We start from the raw sequence: 16554 nt of genomic DNA on the forward strand, positions 1-16554 counted from the left end.
GAGGGCGTGGGCGCGGGGCCGGCGTCGACGGCGGTGCGGGTGTCAGGGCTGTTGGTCAACGGAGGAACCCCTCGTAGTGGCGCTGCTGGAGCTGGGACTCGATCTGCTTCACCGTCTCCAGGCCGACGCCGACGACGATGAGGATGGACGTACCACCGAAGGGGAAGTTCTGGTTCGCACCGACCGCCACGAGGGCGACCAGCGGGACCAGCGCCACGAGCCCCAGGTACAGGGCGCCCGGCAGGGTGATGCGCGTCAGGACGTGGTCGAGGTACTCGGCCGTGGGTCGACCGGCGCGGACGCCGGGGATGAAGCCGCCGACCCTCTTGATGTTGTCCGCCACCTCGTCCGGGTTGAACGTGATGGCCACGTAGAAGTACGTGAAGAACACGATGAGCAGGAAGTACGCGACGATGTAAGCGGGGTGGTCGCCGCGCGTGAAGGTGTTCCGGATGAAGGTCACCCAGCCAGCGGTCGGGTCGCCGAACTGGGCCGCGAGCCCCGGCAGGTAGAGCAGCGACGACGCGAAGATGACCGGGATGACCCCCGCCATGTTGACCTTCATGGGGATGTAGGTGCTGGTCCCCCCGTACATGCGGCGTCCGACCATGCGCTTGGCGTACTGCACCGGGATGCGTCGCTGCGACTGCTCGACGAAGACCACGGCCGCCACGATGAGCAGGCCGACGACGATGACGACGGCCGTGGTGCCCCAGCCGCGCTCGCGACCGATGGCGGCGACGGAGGTCGGGAACTGGGCGGCCACCGAGGTGAAGATCAGCAGCGACATGCCGTTGCCGACACCGCGCTCGGTCACCATCTCGCCCATCCACATGACGAGCCCGGTGCCCGCGGTCATGGTGAGCACCATGAGCAGCAGGACCGGGATGGAGTCGTCAGGGATGACGTCGGCGCAGGCGCCCGAGCTCGAGCCGAAGAGGTTCCCGGAGCGGGCCACGGCCACGTAGGTGGTCGACTGCAGCACGGCGAGGGCGATGGTCAGGTACCGCGTGTACTGCGTGAGCTTCGCGGTGCCGGACTGCCCCTCCTTGTGCAGCTCCTCGAAGCGGGGGATCACCACGCGCAGCAGCTGGATGATGATGCTGGCGGTGATGTACGGCATGATCCCGAGCGCGAAGACGCTCAGCTGCAGCAGCGCGCCGCCGCTGAAGAGGTTCACGAGCCCCAGCAGGTCGCTCTGGGTGTTCAGCCCCGCCAGGCACTGCTGCACGTTCTTGTAGCTGACGCCCGGCGCCGGCACGAAGGACCCGAGGCGGAACACCGCCATGATCGCCAGCGTGAAGACGATCTTGCGTCGCAGGTCGGGCGTCCTGAACGCCCGCACGAACGCACCTAGCACGTGTCCTCCTGGTCAGTCTCCGCCGGCGCCTCGTCCGAGGCTCGGCTGCGAGCGCGGCACCTGCCGCGGCCCGAGGGGGCCGAGACGGCGGTGCGGGTCTGTCACGACGCGCTCCGCGGTGCCGGCGCTCCGCTCGAGGTCGCCCGAGCGGCCGGGTGCCGACCCGGCGAGGTTACCCGGCGCCGTGGGTGGCCGTGGCCGCTCGCCGACGTCCGGACCCCCTGGCCGCGCGCGGGCCCACCGGGGAGCGGCTCCCCCGCCCGCCTCCGGGTGGCGCGCCAGAGGGCCCGGCCCGCGCTGCTCGCGCGGTCCGGGCCCTCTGGCGTCGGCCGGGCGCCTCGAGGGCGCCCAGCGCTACCGCCCGGTCAGAGCCGGGTGGTGGTGCCGCCGGCGGCGGCGATCTTCGCCTCGGCCGACGCCGAGAACGCGTGCGCGGTCACCTGGACCGGGACGCTGATCTCGCCGGTGCCGAGCACCTTGACCCGCTGGCCGGCGCGCACGGCGCCGACGGCCACGAGCTCGTCGACACCGATCTCCCCGCCCTGCGGGAACAGGTCGGAGATGCGGTCGAGGTTGACGACCTGCGACACGACCTTGGCCGGGTTGGTGAAGCCGCGCAGCTTGGGCAGCCGCATGTGCAGCGGCATCTGCCCGCCCTCGAAGCGCGCGGACACCTGGTAGCGGGCCTTGGTGCCCTTGGTGCCGCGGCCGGCGGTCTTGCCCTTGCTGGCCTCACCACGACCCACGCGGGTCTTCGCGGTCTTCGCCCCGGGGGCGGGCCGCAGGTGGTGGACCTTCAGCGTGTGCTCAGTGGTCTCGCTCATCAGCTGCTGACCTCCTCCACGGTCACGAGGTGGCGCACCGCGCGCAGCATGCCCAGCACCTCGGGGCGGTCCTCACGGACGACCGACTGGCCGATCCGCTTGAGCCCGAGGGTGCGCAGCGTGTCGCGGTGGTTCTGCTTGCCACCGATCTCCGACTTGACCTGGGTCACCTTGAGCTGCGCCATCAGACGGCCGCCGCCCTGGCGCGCAGGAGGGCCGCCGGAGCGACCTCCTCGACCGACAGGCCGCGGCGCGCGGCCACGGACTCGGGCTGCTCGAGGCCCTTCAGCGCGGCCACCGTGGCGTGCACGATGTTGATCGCGTTGGAGGAGCCCAGGGACTTGCTCAGCACGTCGTGGATGCCGGCGCACTCGAGGACGGCGCGCACCGGGCCACCGGCGATGACGCCGGTACCGGGGCTCGCCGGGCGGAGCAGGACGACGCCCGCCGCCTCCTCGCCCTGGACGGGGTGGGGGATGGTGCCCTGGATGCGGGGGACGCGGAAGAAGTTCTTCTTCGCCTCCTCCACGCCCTTGGCGATCGCCGCGGGCACCTCCTTGGCCTTCCCGTAGCCGACGCCGAGGGTGCCGTCGCCGTCACCCACCACGACGAGCGCGGTGAAGCTGAAGCGGCGGCCGCCCTTGACGACCTTGGCGACGCGGTTGATGGTCACGACGCGCTCCAGGAACTGGCTGCGCTCAGCGTCACCGCCGCGGCCGCCGCGGTCGTTGCCGCCGCGCCCGCCCCGGTCGTTGCCGCCGCGCTGGCCGCGGTCGTTCCCCGGGCCGCCGGTCCCGCTGGGGGGGCCGCCGGCGCCCCTGCGCTGTGGTCCGGGCATCAGGCGTTCCTTCCGTTGCTCAGGTTCGTACGGGTGCTCACAGGGAGAGCCCCCCCTCGCGGGCGCCGTCCGCGACCGCGGCCACACGGCCGTGGTAGCGGTTGCCGCCGCGGTCGAAGACCACGGCCTCCACGCCCGCGGCCTTGGCGCGCTCGGCGACGAGCTCGCCGACGCGACGGGCCTTGGCCGTCTTGTCGCCGTCGTGCCCGCGCAGGTCCGCCTCCATGGTGGAGGCCGACGCCAGGGTGCGGCCGACGGTGTCGTCCACGACCTGGACGGCGATGTGGCGCGCCGAGCGCGTGACCACCAGGCGCGGGCGGACCGCGGTGCCGGTGACCTTCTTGCGCACGCGCAGGTGGCGGCGGGAGCGGGCGGCAGCGCCGGTCTTGGCAGCGCCCTTGCGGAGGAGCTTCGTCCTACTGGCGAGAGCCATGACTACTTACCAGCCTTCCCGACCTTGCGCCGGACGACCTCGCCGGCGTAGCGCACGCCCTTGCCCTTGTAGGGGTCGGGCTTGCGCAGCTTGCGGATGTTCGCAGCGACCTCACCGACGCGCTGCTTGTCGATGCCCGCGACCGCGAAGCGGTTCGGGGCGGACACCGTGAGGGTGATGCCCTCCGGCGCCTTGACCAGCACGGGGTGGCTGAAGCCGAGGGCGAACTCGAGGTCGGAACCGCGTGCCTGCACGCGGTAGCCGGTGCCCACGATCTCCATCTGCTTCTCGAAGCCCTGCGTCACGCCGGTGACCATGTTGGCCAGCAGCGTGCGGGTGAGGCCGTGCAGCGACTTCGAGAGCCGCTCGTCGTTCGGCCGCGTGACGGCGAGCACGCCGTCCTCACCGCGGTCGACGGACAGCGGTGCCGGCACGGTGTGCGTGAGGGTCCCCTTGGGGCCCTTGACGGTGACGGTGCGGCCCTCGGCGCCGTCGATGGTGATGTCCACCCCGGCCGGCACGGCCACGGGGAGCCTTCCGATGCGCGACATGCTCTACCCCCTCACCAGACGTAGGCGAGGACTTCCCCACCCACGCCCTGCTTGCTCGCCTGGCGGTCCGTGAGCAGACCGGAGGAGGTCGAAAGGATCGCCACCCCCAGGCCACCCAGCACGCGCGGCAGGTTGGTCGACTTGGCGTACACGCGCAGACCGGGCTTGCTCACGCGGCGCAGGCCGGCGATGGAGCGCTCCCGGTTGGGGCCGTACTTGAGGTCCAGCACGAGGCGCTTGCCCACCTCGGCGTCCTCGACGTGCCACGCGGCGATGTAACCCTCGCTCTTGAGGATCTCCGCGACGCGGGACTTCAGCTTGCTGTAGGGCATGGCGACGTCGTCGTGGTACGCCGAGTTGGCGTTCCGCAGGCGCGTCAGCATGTCCGCGATCGGGTCGGTCATGGTCATCGGGCTCGTCCGCCCTTCCTCGCCGTGGTCCCCCGGACGGACGTCCGTGCGGGGCCTGCGGCGCAGTGGTTCAACAGGAGTGTGAGGAGCGTGCTGCTTACCAGGAGCTCTTGGTGATGCCCGGCAGCTCGCCGCGGTGCGCCATGTCGCGCAGGCACACGCGGCACAGGCCGAACTTGCGGTACACCGAGTGCGGGCGACCGCACTTCTGGCAGCGGGTGTAGGCGCGCACCGCGAACTTCGGCTTGCGCGACGCCTTGACGATCAGAGCGGTCTTGGCCATGTGTCTGCCTCAGTCCTCGGTCAGTTCTCGCGGAACGGGAAGCCGAGCAGGCGCAGCAGCGCCCGGCCCTCGTCGTCGCTCGTCGCGGTGGTGACGACCGTGATGTCCATGCCGCGGACGCGGTCGATCTTGTCCTGGTCGATCTCGTGGAACATCGACTGCTCGTCGAGGCCGAAGGTGTAGTTGCCCCGACCGTCGAACTGCTTGGGCGAGAGGCCGCGGAAGTCCCTGATCCGGGGCAGCGCCAGGCTGACCAGGCGGTCCAGGAACTCCCACATGCGGTCGCCGCGCAGCGTGGCGTGCGTGCCGATGGGCATGCCCTCGCGCAGCTTGAACTGCGCGATCGACTTGCGCGCCTTGGTCACCGCCGGGCGCTGGCCCGTGATGAGCGTCAGGTCGCGCACGGCGCCGTCGATGAGCTTGGAGTCGCGAGCTGCCTCGCCGACACCCATGTTCACGACGACCTTGACCAGGCGCGGGACCTGCATCACGTTGTCGTGCTTGAACTGCTCGCGCAGCGCCGGGGCGATCTCCTCGGCGTAGCGGGTCTTCAGGCGCGGCGGCACCTTGGTGCCGGACGCCGTCGAGGTGGTGTCGGTGCTCATGCGATGTCCTCGCCCGAGCGGCGGGCGACGCGCACGCGCACGGTGCGCTGCACGCCGTCGCGCTCGACGGTCTCGGTGCGGATGCCCACGCGGGTGGGCTTCTTGGTCTTGGGGTCCACGAGCGCGACGTTGCTGATGTGCAGCGGCGCCTCGTGCGTCTCGATGCCACCGGTGCGGGAGCCGCGGGCGGTCTGGCCGGCCTTCACGTGCTTCGTGACGCGGTTGATGCCCTCGACCAGCACGCGGCCGCGGTCGGGGTAGACCTCGAGGACGCGACCGGTCTTGCCGCGGTCGCCGCCACGGGCCTGCTTCTTGCCGGTGATGACCTGGACCAGGTCACCCTTCTTGATGCGGGTCTTGGCCATGGGTCAGAGCACCTCCGGGGCGAGCGAGATGATCCGCATGAACTTCTTGTCACGCAGCTCGCGGCCGACGGGGCCGAAGATGCGGGTGCCGCGCGGGTCGCCGTCGTTGCGCAGGATCACCGCGGCGTTCTCGTCGAAGCGGATGTAGGAGCCGTCCGGGCGACGGTTCTCCTTGGTGGTGCGGACGACGACCGCCTTGACGACGTCGCCCTTCTTGACGGCACCCCCGGGGATGGCGTCCTTGACGGTGGCGACGATGACGTCGCCGATGCCGGCGTAGCGGCGTCCGCTGCCGCCGAGCACGCGGATGCAGAGGATCTCCTTGGCACCCGTGTTGTCGGCGACGCGCAGCCGCGACTCCTGCTGGATCACTGCTTCTCTCCTGTCGTCACGCCGGTCCTCGCCCGCCGCCGGCCAGCCGGCCGGCGGGGGTCGAGCCTCGCGGAACTAGATGGGACCGTGGGCTGGGCTTACTTGGCCCGCTCGAGGACCTCGACCACGCGCCACCGCTTGGTGGCCGACAGCGGACGGGTCTCGGCGATGCTGACGAGGTCGCCGATGCCGGCGGTCTCGTTCTCGTCGTGCGCCTTCACCTTGACGGTGCGGCGGATGACCTTCGCGTAGAGGGGGTGCTTCACGCGGTCCTCGACGGCGACGACCACGGTCTTGGTCATCTTGTCGCTGACCACGTAGCCGCGGCGGGTCTTGCGGTAGCCGCGCGCCGGCGTCTCGGCAGCCTCGGTGCTGGTGCTGTTCTCGCTCACTGGGCGTCGACCTCCCCGATGCCGAGCTCGCGCTCGCGCATCGTCGTGTAGATCCGGGCGATGTCCCGGCGGACGGCGCGCAGCCGACCGTGGTTCTCGAGCTGCCCGGTGGCCGACTGGAAGCGGAGGTTGAAGAGCTCCTCCTTGGCCTTCCGCAGCTCCTCGACGAGGCGCTCGTCCTCGAAACCGCGCAGCGCGGTGGGCTCCAGGCCCTTGGACCCGACGGCCATCAGGACAGCCCTCCCTCACGGGTGACGAAGCGGCACTTCATCGGCAGCTTGTGGATCGCGCGCCGCATCGCCTCGCGGGCGATCTCCTCCGGCACGCCGGACAGCTCGAACATCACGCGTCCGGGCTTGACGTTGCTGATCCACCACTCGGGCGAGCCCTTGCCGGAGCCCATGCGGGTCTCTGCGGGCTTCTTGGTCAGCGGGCGGTCCGGGTAGATGTTGATCCAGACCTTGCCGCCACGCTTGATGTGGCGGGTCATGGCGATACGAGCGGACTCGATCTGGCGGTTGGTCACGTAGCCGTGCTCGAGCGCCTGGATGCCGAAGTCACCGAAGGTGACCGCGGTGCCGCCGGTGGCCTGGCCACGGCGGGTGGGGTGGTGCTGCTTGCGGTGCGCGAGGCGCCGAGGGATCAGCACGGGTCAGCCCTCCGATCCGGGTGCGGACGCCCCGGCCTCGGCCGGAGCGGTGGTGGCGGCGGCGGGGGCCTGGCCCTCGCCGCGGTGCGGGTTGCCCCCGCGCTGGGGGCGGTCACCGCGCTGCGGGCGGTCACCGCGCGGGGGACGCGCACCGCGGGGAGCGGTGGCGGCCTGCGCGGCGAGCTCGCGCTGGGTGTGGTCGCCCTTGTAGATCCAGACCTTCACGCCGATGCGGCCGAAGGTCGTCTTGGCCTCGTAGAAGCCGTAGTCGATGTACGCGCGCAGGGTGTGCAGCGGCACGCGACCCTCGCGGTAGAACTCCGAGCGGCTCATCTCGGCGCCACCGAGGCGGCCCGAGCACTGCACGCGGATGCCGCGGGCGCCGGCGCGCTGGGCGGACTGCATGCCCTTGCGCATGGCGCGGCGGAAGGACACGCGGCTGGCGAGCTGCTCCGCGATGCCCTGCGCCACCAGCTGGGCCTCGGCCTCGGGGTTCTTCACCTCGAGGATGTTCAGCTGCACCTGCTTGCCCGTGAGCTTCTCCAGCTCACCGCGCAGGCGGTCCGCCTCGGCGCCGCGGCGGCCGATGACGATGCCGGGGCGCGCGGTGTGGATGTCGACGCGCACGCGGTCACGGGTGCGCTCGATCTCGACGCGGGCGATGCCGGCCCGGTCCATGCCCTTCGACATGAGCCGGCGGATCTCCACGTCCTCCTTCACGTAGTCGCGGTAGCGCTGCCCCGGACGCGTGCTGTCGGCGAACCACCGCGACCGGTGGTCGGTGGTGATGCCGAGGCGGAACCCGTTCGGGTTGACCTTCTGCCCCATCAGCGGGCCCTCCTCGTCTGCGTCTGCTGCTCACCGCGGGCACCCGTGGCGGCCTTCTCGGCCTCGGGGGCGACCACGACGGTGATGTGGCTCGTGCGCTTGATGATCCGTCCGGCGCGGCCCTGGGCCCGCGGGCGGAAGCGCTTCAGCGAGACGCCCTCGTCGACGTACGCAGCGCTGATGACCAGGCTGCGCTCGTCGAAGGCCTCGCTGGCGCGGTCGGCCTTGACGCGGGCGTTCGCGATCGCGCTCTGCACGACCTTGAGCACCGGCTCGCTCGCCGACTGGGGGGCGAAGCTCAGCACCGCCACCGCCTCGCTCGCACGGCGTCCGCGGATCAGGTCCACGACGCGCCGCGCCTTCTGCGGCGTCACGCGGACGTACCGCGCCTGCGCCTTGGCTTCCATGTCTCGTCCTGCCTCGTGTCTCGGCTGTGTCGGGGAGTTCGTCACCTGCTGACCCGGGTCAGCGGCGACGGCCCCGGCGGTCGTCCTTCTCGTGCCCGCGGAAGGTGCGGGTGGGGGCGAACTCGCCGAGCTTGTGCCCGACCATCGCCTCGGTGACGAACACCGGCACGTGCTTGCGGCCGTCGTGCACGGCGATCGTGTGCCCGAGCATGTCCGGGACGATCATCGAGCGGCGCGACCACGTGCGGATGACGTTCTTCGTGCCCTTCTCGTTCTGGGCGTCCACCTTCTTGGTGAGGTGGTCGTCGACGAAGGGACCCTTCTTCAGGCTGCGCGGCATGGCTCAGCTACTCCCTCAGCGCTTCTTGCCGGCAGTGCGGCGACGGACGATCTGGCGGTCGCTGGCCTTGCCGGGACGGCGGGTGCGGCCCTCGGCCTGGCCCCAGGGGCTGACCGGGTGGCGACCACCGGAGGTCTTGCCCTCACCACCACCGTGCGGGTGGTCGATCGGGTTCATGGCCACACCGCGGACGGTCGGGCGCTTGCCCTTCCAGCGCATGCGGCCGGCCTTGCCCCAGTTGATGTTCGACTGCTCGGCGTTGCCGACCTCGCCGACGGTGGCGCGGCACTCGGCCGAGACCGTCCGGACCTCGCCGGAGGGCATGCGCAGCTGCGCCACGCCGCTCTCGCGGGCCACCAGGCGGATGGACGCGCCAGCGGAGCGGGCCATCTTGGCGCCGCCGCCGGGACGCAGCTCCACCGCGTGCACCACGGTGCCGACGGGGATGTTGCGCAGCGGCAGGTTGTTGCCGGGCTTGATGTCGGCCTCGGGGCCGTTCTCGATGCGGTCGCCCTGCTTCAGGCGGGTCGGCGCGAGGATGTAGCGCTTGGTCCCGTCGACGTAGTGCAGCAGCGCCAGGCGAGCGGTGCGGTTGGGGTCGTACTCGATGTGAGCGACCGTGGCCGGCACGCCGTCCTTGTCGTGGCGACGGAAGTCGATCACGCGGTAGGCGCGCTTGTGGCCGCCACCCTGGTGGCGGGTGGTGATGCGGCCGTTGTTGTTGCGGCCGCCCTTCTTGGGCAGCGGGCGCACGAGGGACTTCTCGGGCTCGCTGCGGGTCACCTCGACGAAGTCGGCGACCGAGGAGCCACGACGGCCCGGCGTGGTGGGCTTGTACTGGCGGATGCCCATGTCAGGCCCCTCCCCCGAAGATGTCGATGGTGCCCTCGCGCAGGGTGACGACAGCGCGCTTGGTGTCCTTGCGCTTGCCGGTCCCGGTGCGCGTGCGGCGCTTCTTGCCCTCGCGGTTGAGGGTGTTGACCGAGGCGACCTTGACGCCGAAGACCTTCTCCACGGCGACCTTGATCTCGGTCTTGTTCGCGCGCGGGTCGACCAGGAAGGTGTACTTCCCCTGGTCGAGGAGCGCGTAGCTCTTCTCGGACACGACCGGGGCGACGAGCACGTCGCGCGGGTCCTTGCCGACGGCGAACACGCTGGTGGTGCTCGTCGTGCTGGACGTCTCGCTCATCGAGCGGCCTCCTCGCTGCGGGTGGCGCCGGCCAGGAAGGCCTCCAGCGCGCCGGAGGTGAACACGACGTCGTCGGAGCAGAGGACGTCGTAGGTGTTGAGCTGGTCGGCGAACAGCAGGTGGACGCCGGCAGCGTTCTGCAGGCTCTTCCAGCTCAGCTCGTCGCCGCGCTGCAGCACCACGAGGCGCTGCTTGCGCTCGGACAGCCCCGCGAGCAGGCTCACGGCGCCCTTGGTGCTGGGCGCCTCGCCCGCCACGACGGCGGAGAGGACGTGCACGCGCTCGTGGCGGGCCCGGTCCGAGAGGGCTCCGCGCAGGGCGGCGGCCTTCATCTTCTTGGGCGTCCGCTGGCTGTAGTCGCGCGGCTGCGGCCCGTGGACGGTGCCACCGCCGGCGAACTGCGGGGCGCGGGTCGAGCCCTGGCGGGCGCGGCCGGTGCCCTTCTGCTTGTAGGGCTTCTTGCCACCGCCGCGGACGTCGCCGCGGGTCTTGGTGGCGTGGGTGCCCTGGCGCGCGGCGGCGAGCTGCGCGACGACGACCTGGTGGATCAGCGGGACGTTGGTCTGGACGTCGAAGACGTCACCCGGCAGCGTCGCGGAGCCGGCGGCGGAGCCGTCGGGGCCGATGACGTCGACCGTGCGGTCGGCGGGGGCCGCGTCCAGGGTCTCGGTGCTGGTGGTCATGGGACTCAGCCCTCCTGAGCGGCCTTGGCCGCGGTCTTGAGGACGACGACGGCGCCGCGGGGACCGGGGACGGCACCCTTGACGAGCACGTAGCCGCGCTCGGCGTCGACGGCGTGGACGAGCAGGTTCTGCGTGGTCTGGCGCTCGCCGCCCATACGGCCGGCCATGCGCAGACCCTTGAAGACGCGGCCGGGGGTGGCGCAGCCGCCGATCGAGCCCGGCTTGCGGTGGTTGCGGTGGGCACCGTGGCTGGCCGAGACACCGGCGAAGCCGTGGCGCTTCATGACACCGGCGAAGCCCTTGCCGCGGGTCGTGCCGCCCACGTCGATGCGCTGGCCGGCGCTGAACAGCTCGGCGGTCAGCTCCTGGCCGGCCGAGTAGTCACCCGCGTCGGGGGTGCGCAGCTCGGCGACGTGACGGCGGGGCGTGGTGCCCGCCTTCTCGAAGTGGCCGGACAGCGGCTTGTTGACCTTGCGCGGGTCGATCGCGCCGAAGGCGATCTGGACCGCGTCGTAGCCGTCGGTCTCGGGGGTGCGCACCTGCGTCACCACGCACGGGCCGGCCTGGATGACGGTCACCGGGACGAGGCGTCCCGCCTCGTCCCAGACCTGGGTCATCCCGAGCTTGGTGCCCAGCAGGCCCGCGACGCGGCGCGGCGCGTCGGTGGTCGTGCTCATCGTCGTTCTCCTCGCAGCTCTGTCTGTTCCGTGACCAGGCTCAGAGCTTGATCTCGATGTTGACGTCCGCGGGGAGGTCGAGGCGCATCAGCGAGTCGACCGCCTTCGGCGTCGGGTCGATGATGTCGATCAGGCGCTTGTGCGTCCGCATCTCGAACTGCTCGCGGCTGTCCTTGTACTTGTGCGGCGAGCGGATGACGACGTACACGTTCTTCTCGGTCGGCAGCGGCACCGGGCCCACCACCGTCGCACCGGCGTTGCTGACCGTGTCGACGATCTTGCGCGCGGAGCTGTCGATGACCTCGTGGTCGTACGACTTCAGCCGGATGCGGATCTTCTGTCCCGCCATGGCCCGTCCCTCTCTCGTCCCGCTGTGCCACGGGGCGGCCACCGGCCCCCGAGGTCGGGCGTGTCGCCCATCCTCGAGCGCACTGGCGCGCTGCCACCTGTGGAGGTCTGCTGTCTGTGCCCGGTGGACCGGGCGCCGGCGATCCGTGACGCGGACCCGTGGGGGCCCGCAGCGGGGCGCCCCTCGCCGAGAGCGAGGGGCGCGCACGCCGAACGACCATCCCATCTTGCCAGATGCCCCCCGCTCCGGTCCAATCCGGTCGAGGAGGCTCGGGGCGCTGCCCCGCTCACGAGGCAGCGCCGCGCACCGCCGCAGGCGTCCTGTGGCACGCGAAGGGCCCGGGAGCAGCGCTCCCGGGCCCGACGCGTGTCACCCTTCGCCCCCGGAGGGGCTCAGGTCACTTGATGATCTTGACGACCTGGCCGGCGCCCACGGTGCGGCCGCCCTCGCGGATGGCGAAGCGCAGGCCCTCCTCCATGGCGATCGGCTGGATGAGCGCGACCGTCATCTCGGTGTTGTCACCCGGCATGACCATCTCGGTGCCCTCGGGCAGCGTGATGACGCCGGTGACGTCCGTGGTGCGGAAGTAGAACTGCGGACGGTAGTTCGAGTAGAACGGGTTGTGACGCCCGCCCTCGTCCTTGGACAGGATGTAGACGCGAGCCTCGAAGTCGGTGTGGGGCGTGATCGACTTGGGCTTGCAGACGACCTGGCCGCGCTCGACGTCCTCGCGCTTGAGGCCGCGGAGGAGCAGACCGACGTTCTCGCCGGCCTGGCCCTCGTCGAGGAGCTTGCGGAACATCTCGATGCCGGTCACGGTCGTGGACTGCGACGCGGTCTTGATGCCGACGATCTCGACGGTCTCGTTGACCTTGAGGATGCCGCGCTCGATGCGGCCGGTGACCACGGTGCCGCGGCCGGTGATGGTGAAGACGTCCTCGATCGGCATGAGGAACGGCTTGTCGACCTCGCGCTCCGGCTGCGGGATGGAGGCGTCCACCGCGTCCATGAGCTCGAGGAGCTTGGCGCCCCACTCGGCGTCGCCCTCGAGCGCCTTCAGCGCCGAGACGCGGACGACGGGCAGGTCGTCACCCGGGAACTCGTAGGAGGACAGCAGCTCGCGGACCTCCATCTCGACGAGCTCGAGGATCTCCTCGTCGTCGACCATGTCGGCCTTGTTCAGCGCCACCACGATGTAGGGGACGCCGACCTGGCGGGCCAGGAGCACGTGCTCCTTGGTCTGCGGCATCGGGCCGTCGGTGGCGGCGACCACGAGGATCGCGCCGTCCATCTGGGCCGCACCGGTGATCATGTTCTTGATGTAGTCGGCGTGCCCGGGGCAGTCGACGTGCGCGTAGTGGCGCTGCTCGGTCTGGTACTCGACGTGCGCGATCGAGATGGTGATGCCGCGCTGCTTCTCCTCAGGCGCCTTGTCGATCTGGTCGAAAGGCGTGAAGGGGTTCAGGTCCGGGTACTTGTCGTGCAGGACCTTGGAGATCGCCGCGGTGAGCGTCGTCTTGCCGTGGTCGATGTGCCCGATCGTCCCGATGTTGACGTGGGGCTTGGTCCGCTCGAACTTGGCCTTGGCCACTGGGTGTTCCTCCTCGAGATCTGTCTGTCGATGATGCTAACGAACGGCCTGCCGCTAGCGGCAGGTCACTCGCCGCGGGCCTTCTTGATGATCTCCTCGGCCACGTTGCGCGGGACCTCGGCGTAGCTGTCGAACGTCATGGTGTACACGGCCCGGCCCTGGGTCTTCGACCGCAGGTCGCCGACGTAGCCGAACATCTCCGACAGCGGGACCTGCGCACGCACGATCTTGGCGCCGCTGATGTCCTCCATGGCCTGGATCTGGCCACGGCGGGAGTTCAGGTCGCCGATGACGTCGCCCATGTAGTCCTCGGGCGTGCGCACCTCGACGGCCATCACAGGCTCCAGGAGCACCGGGTCGGCCTTCTTGACGCCCTCCTTGAGGACCATCGAGCCGGCGACCTTGAACGCCATCTCCGAGGAGTCGACCTCGTGGTAAGCGCCGTCGAGCAGGGTGGCCTTGATGCCCACGAGCGGGTAGCCGGCCACCACGCCGAGCTGCATCGCGTCCTGGATGCCGGCGTCGACGCTGGGGATGTACTCGCGCGGCACCCGACCACCGGTCACGGCGTTCTTGAACTCGTACATCTGGCCGTCGGAGGTGTCCAGCGGCTCGAACTTGAGCTGGACCTTCGCGTACTGGCCGGAGCCGCCGGTCTGCTTCTTGTGGACGTAGTCGATCTTCTCCACCGTGCGGCGGATGGTCTCGCGGTACGCCACCTGGGGCTTGCCGACGCTCGCCTCGACCTTGAACTCGCGACGCATCCGGTCGACCAGGATGTCGAGGTGGAGCTCGCCCATCCCCTTGATGATGGTCTGACCGGTCTCCTCGTCGAGCTGGACCTGGAAGGTCGGGTCCTCCTCGGCGAGCTTCTGGATCGCGGTGCCCAGCTTCTCCTGGTCGGCCTTCGTCTTGGGCTCGATGGCCACGGAGATGACCGGCTCCGGGAAGGTCATCGACTCGAGGACGATCGGCGCCGACGGGTCGCACAGCGTCTCGCCGGTGGTCGTGTCCTTGAGGCCGATGACCGCGTAGATGTGGCCAGCAGCCGCCTCGTCGACGGGGTTCTCCTTGTTGGAGTGCATCTGGAAGATCTTCCCGATGCGCTCCTTCTTGCCCTTGGTCGAGTTCACGACCTGGGCGCCCGAGGAGATCCGGCCCGAGTAGACGCGGATGTAGGTGAGCTTGCCGAAGAACGGGTGCGAGGAGATCTTGAAGGCGAGGGCCGAGAACGGCTCCTCGTACTTCGCCGCGCGGGTGAGCACGGTCTCCTCGTCGTTCGGCTTGTGCCCCTCGACGCTGGGGACGTCCAGCGGCGTCGGCAGGTAGTCGACCACGGCGTCGAGCATGGGCTGGACGCCCTTGTTCTTGAACGCCGAGCCGCACAGCACCGGGTAGAGCGTGGAGGAGATGGTGAGCTTGCGGATCGCGCCCTTGATCTCCTCGGGGGTCAGCTCCTCGCCACCGAGGTACTTCTCCAGGAGGGCCTCGTCGGACTCCGCGACCGTCTCGATGAGCTGGTGGCGGTACTCCGCCGCCTTCTCCACGAGGTCGGCCGGGATCTCCTCGATGTCGTAGGCCTCGCCCTTGCCGGTCTCGCCGCGCCACACCAGGGCGCGGTTGTAGACGAGGTCGACGCAACCGATGAAGCTGCTCTCGGAGCCGATCGGCAGCTGGATGACCAGCGGCGTCGCCCCGAGGCGGTCCTTGATGGTCTGGACGGTGAAGTAGAAGTCGGCGCCCAGCTTGTCCATCTTGTTGACGAAGCAGATGCGGGGGACGTCGTACTTGTCCGCCTGCCGCCACACCGTCTCGGACTGGGGCTCGACACCCTCCTTGCCGTCGAAGACGGCGACAGCGCCGTCGAGGACGCGGAGGTTGCGCTCCACCTCGACCGTGAAGTCGACGTGGCCCGGGGTGTCGATGATGTTGAGCTGGGTGCCCTCCCAGAAGCAGGTGGTGGCAGCGGAGGTGATGGTGATCCCCCGCTCCTGCTCCTGCTCCATCCAGTCCATGGTGGCGGCGCCGTCGTGGACCTCGCCGATCTTGTAGTTGATCCCCGTGTAGAAGAGGATCCGCTCGGTCGTCGTGGTCTTGCCGGCGTCGATGTGCGCCATGATGCCGAAGTTGCGGACCTTGTTGAGGTCCATCAGCACGTCGAGTGCCACGCTGTGGTCCTGCCTGTCCGGCCCTCGAGGGGCCCTAGGGAGCGGTGGGGTGCGTCCGCGCCGCCCGGTGGGCGGCGCGGACGGAAGATCACCAGCGGTAGTGCGCGAACGCCTTGTTCGACTCGGCCATCTTGTGGGTGTCCTCGCGGCGCTTGACCGCTGCACCCAGGCCGTTGCTGGCGTCGATGATCTCGTTCATGAGGCGCTCGGTCATCGTCTTCTCACGACGCGAGCGGGCGTAGCTGGTCAGCCAGCGCAGCGCGAGCGTGGTGGAGCGGCCCGCGCGGACCTCGATCGGCACCTGGTAGGTGGCGCCGCCGACGCGGCGGGACTTCACCTCGAGGGCCGGGCGGACGTTGTCCATGGCCTTCTTCAGCGCGACCACCGGGTCCTGGCCGGTCTTCTCACGGGTGCCCTCCAGGGCCCCGTAGACGATGCGCTCGGCGACGGACTTCTTGCCGTCCACGAGGATCTTGTTGACGAGCTGGGTGACCAGCGGGGACCCGTAGACCGGGTCGACGACGAGCGGCCGCTTCGGGGCCGGTCCCTTGCGAGGCATCAGTTCCCCTTCTTCGCGCCGTAGCGGCTGCGGGCCTGCTTGCGGTTCTTGACCGCCTGGGTGTCGAGCGCGCCGCGCACGATCTTGTAGCGCACGCCCGGGAGGTCCTTCACGCGCCCGCCGCGGACGAGCACGATCGAGTGCTCCTGGAGGTTGTGACCCTCGCCCGGGATGTAGGCGGTGACCTCGACCTGGCTGGACAGGCGCACGCGGGCGACCTTGCGCAGCGCCGAGTTCGGCTTCTTGGGGGTGGTGGTGTACACGCGGGTGCACACGCCGCGTCGCTGCGGGCTCCCCTTGAGGGCCGGCGTCTTGGTCTTCGTCGCCTTGTCCTGGCGGCCCTTGCGGACCAACTGCTGGATGGTGGGCACTGAGTCTCCGTGGGTCGTGACGTGCGTCTGTCGGTGTCGGGCTGCCGGCGGCTGGATCTGACTCCCACCACCGCTCGTACTGCCTGGCCCCCGTGGTCGGGCACGTCCGACTGCCCAGCGGGCTTCCCCACAGGACCCTGCCCGGACGGCGGTCCCCTCGCGAGAGCGGGACGGTCCTGGCGCACGGAGGCCCGGGCGCACCCGGGCTTCTGTCGAGGGTACGCGGTGCTCGCTACACCAGTCAAAACGCCCCCGGCGACGGGGGTGTTCCCCGCCGCCGAGGGCGTCTCGGCGTCGCTGCCCGGCAGCC

Annotated in this window: 26 protein-coding genes; all 26 read right to left on the reverse strand. The window is 70.4% G+C overall.

Going from position 1 to position 16554, the window contains the following annotated elements:
* Window positions 1-55 precede the first annotated feature (55 nt).
* Window positions 56-1360, reverse strand: coding sequence for a preprotein translocase subunit SecY (gene secY / locus H7K62_RS01205; RefSeq protein ID WP_186715605.1), 1305 nt, complete (start codon window positions 1358-1360; stop codon window positions 56-58).
* A 365-nt stretch (window positions 1361-1725) separates the two neighbouring features.
* Window positions 1726-2184: a 50S ribosomal protein L15 gene (gene rplO, locus H7K62_RS01210; RefSeq protein WP_186715606.1), complete on the reverse strand. Its 459-nt coding sequence runs from the start codon at window positions 2182-2184 to the stop codon at window positions 1726-1728.
* Window positions 2184-2369: a 50S ribosomal protein L30 gene (rpmD, locus tag H7K62_RS01215; protein WP_139710033.1), complete on the reverse strand. Its 186-nt coding sequence runs from the start codon at window positions 2367-2369 to the stop codon at window positions 2184-2186. The genes rplO and rpmD overlap by 1 nt, the downstream gene beginning before the upstream one ends.
* Window positions 2369-3022, reverse strand: a complete 654-nt coding sequence (rpsE, locus tag H7K62_RS01220; protein ID WP_186715607.1) for a 30S ribosomal protein S5 — start codon at window positions 3020-3022, stop codon at window positions 2369-2371. The genes rpmD and rpsE overlap by 1 nt, the downstream gene beginning before the upstream one ends.
* Before the next feature lie 37 nt (window positions 3023-3059).
* The gene (gene rplR / locus H7K62_RS01225; RefSeq protein ID WP_186715608.1) at window positions 3060-3455 is read right to left on the reverse strand and encodes a 50S ribosomal protein L18; all 396 of its coding nucleotides are present in this window, start codon (window positions 3453-3455) and stop codon (window positions 3060-3062) included.
* A gap of 2 nt (window positions 3456-3457) precedes the next feature.
* Complete coding sequence (gene rplF / locus H7K62_RS01230) at window positions 3458-4006, reverse strand: 50S ribosomal protein L6 (protein WP_186715610.1); 549 nt, start codon at window positions 4004-4006, stop codon at window positions 3458-3460.
* Between the two features lie 11 nt (window positions 4007-4017).
* A complete protein-coding gene (gene rpsH / locus H7K62_RS01235) occupies window positions 4018-4416 on the reverse strand; it encodes a 30S ribosomal protein S8 (RefSeq protein ID WP_186715612.1) in 399 nt (132 codons plus the stop codon).
* Between the two features lie 97 nt (window positions 4417-4513).
* Entirely contained in the window at window positions 4514-4699 is a 186-nt protein-coding gene (locus H7K62_RS01240; RefSeq protein ID WP_109773078.1) for a type Z 30S ribosomal protein S14, read from the reverse strand.
* Window positions 4700-4719: 20 nt separating this feature from the next.
* Window positions 4720-5304 carry a 50S ribosomal protein L5 gene (gene rplE / locus H7K62_RS01245; protein ID WP_186715614.1) on the reverse strand — a complete coding sequence of 195 codons (585 nt, stop codon included), beginning with the start codon at window positions 5302-5304 and terminating at the stop codon, window positions 4720-4722.
* On the reverse strand, window positions 5301-5669 hold the full coding sequence (gene rplX / locus H7K62_RS01250) for a 50S ribosomal protein L24 (protein ID WP_139710045.1): 369 nt from the start codon (window positions 5667-5669) through the stop codon (window positions 5301-5303). Before rplX ends, rplE begins: the two co-directional genes overlap by 4 nt.
* Before the next feature lie 3 nt (window positions 5670-5672).
* On the reverse strand, window positions 5673-6041 hold the full coding sequence (rplN, locus tag H7K62_RS01255; RefSeq protein ID WP_139710047.1) for a 50S ribosomal protein L14: 369 nt from the start codon (window positions 6039-6041) through the stop codon (window positions 5673-5675).
* 98 nt (window positions 6042-6139) lie between these two features.
* A complete protein-coding gene (rpsQ, locus tag H7K62_RS01260; RefSeq protein ID WP_186715622.1) occupies window positions 6140-6433 on the reverse strand; it encodes a 30S ribosomal protein S17 in 294 nt (97 codons plus the stop codon).
* Window positions 6430-6663: a 50S ribosomal protein L29 gene (gene rpmC, locus H7K62_RS01265; RefSeq protein WP_109773083.1), complete on the reverse strand. Its 234-nt coding sequence runs from the start codon at window positions 6661-6663 to the stop codon at window positions 6430-6432. Before rpmC ends, rpsQ begins: the two co-directional genes overlap by 4 nt.
* Window positions 6663-7082, reverse strand: coding sequence for a 50S ribosomal protein L16 (rplP, locus tag H7K62_RS01270; RefSeq protein ID WP_186715624.1), 420 nt, complete (start codon window positions 7080-7082; stop codon window positions 6663-6665). Before rplP ends, rpmC begins: the two co-directional genes overlap by 1 nt.
* 3 nt (window positions 7083-7085) lie before the next feature.
* The gene (gene rpsC, locus H7K62_RS01275) at window positions 7086-7910 is read right to left on the reverse strand and encodes a 30S ribosomal protein S3 (protein ID WP_186715626.1); all 825 of its coding nucleotides are present in this window, start codon (window positions 7908-7910) and stop codon (window positions 7086-7088) included.
* A complete protein-coding gene (gene rplV / locus H7K62_RS01280) occupies window positions 7910-8317 on the reverse strand; it encodes a 50S ribosomal protein L22 (protein ID WP_186715628.1) in 408 nt (135 codons plus the stop codon). Before rplV ends, rpsC begins: the two co-directional genes overlap by 1 nt.
* 58 nt (window positions 8318-8375) lie before the next feature.
* Window positions 8376-8657, reverse strand: a complete 282-nt coding sequence (gene rpsS / locus H7K62_RS01285) for a 30S ribosomal protein S19 (protein WP_186715630.1) — start codon at window positions 8655-8657, stop codon at window positions 8376-8378.
* Window positions 8658-8672: 15 nt separating this feature from the next.
* A complete protein-coding gene (gene rplB, locus H7K62_RS01290; RefSeq protein WP_186715632.1) occupies window positions 8673-9509 on the reverse strand; it encodes a 50S ribosomal protein L2 in 837 nt (278 codons plus the stop codon).
* A gap of 1 nt (window position 9510) precedes the next feature.
* Entirely contained in the window at window positions 9511-9810 is a 300-nt protein-coding gene (gene rplW, locus H7K62_RS01295) for a 50S ribosomal protein L23 (RefSeq protein ID WP_186716479.1), read from the reverse strand.
* Between the two features lie 32 nt (window positions 9811-9842).
* Window positions 9843-10529, reverse strand: a complete 687-nt coding sequence (gene rplD, locus H7K62_RS01300; RefSeq protein WP_186715634.1) for a 50S ribosomal protein L4 — start codon at window positions 10527-10529, stop codon at window positions 9843-9845.
* Window positions 10530-10534: 5 nt separating this feature from the next.
* Complete coding sequence (gene rplC, locus H7K62_RS01305; RefSeq protein ID WP_186715636.1) at window positions 10535-11206, reverse strand: 50S ribosomal protein L3; 672 nt, start codon at window positions 11204-11206, stop codon at window positions 10535-10537.
* Between the two features lie 40 nt (window positions 11207-11246).
* Window positions 11247-11555, reverse strand: a complete 309-nt coding sequence (rpsJ, locus tag H7K62_RS01310; protein ID WP_109773091.1) for a 30S ribosomal protein S10 — start codon at window positions 11553-11555, stop codon at window positions 11247-11249.
* 397 nt (window positions 11556-11952) lie between these two features.
* Window positions 11953-13146 carry an elongation factor Tu gene (gene tuf / locus H7K62_RS01315; RefSeq protein WP_186715638.1) on the reverse strand — a complete coding sequence of 398 codons (1194 nt, stop codon included), beginning with the start codon at window positions 13144-13146 and terminating at the stop codon, window positions 11953-11955.
* Between the two features lie 65 nt (window positions 13147-13211).
* Window positions 13212-15314, reverse strand: a complete 2103-nt coding sequence (fusA, locus tag H7K62_RS01320) for an elongation factor G (RefSeq protein ID WP_186715640.1) — start codon at window positions 15312-15314, stop codon at window positions 13212-13214.
* A gap of 88 nt (window positions 15315-15402) precedes the next feature.
* Entirely contained in the window at window positions 15403-15873 is a 471-nt protein-coding gene (rpsG, locus tag H7K62_RS01325; RefSeq protein ID WP_109773094.1) for a 30S ribosomal protein S7, read from the reverse strand.
* The gene (gene rpsL, locus H7K62_RS01330; RefSeq protein ID WP_109773095.1) at window positions 15873-16244 is read right to left on the reverse strand and encodes a 30S ribosomal protein S12; all 372 of its coding nucleotides are present in this window, start codon (window positions 16242-16244) and stop codon (window positions 15873-15875) included. Before rpsL ends, rpsG begins: the two co-directional genes overlap by 1 nt.
* Window positions 16245-16554: the final 310 nt, after the last annotated feature.

Source organism: Quadrisphaera sp. RL12-1S (genome assembly GCF_014270065.1).
Classification (GTDB): Bacteria; Actinomycetota; Actinomycetes; order Actinomycetales; family Quadrisphaeraceae; genus Quadrisphaera.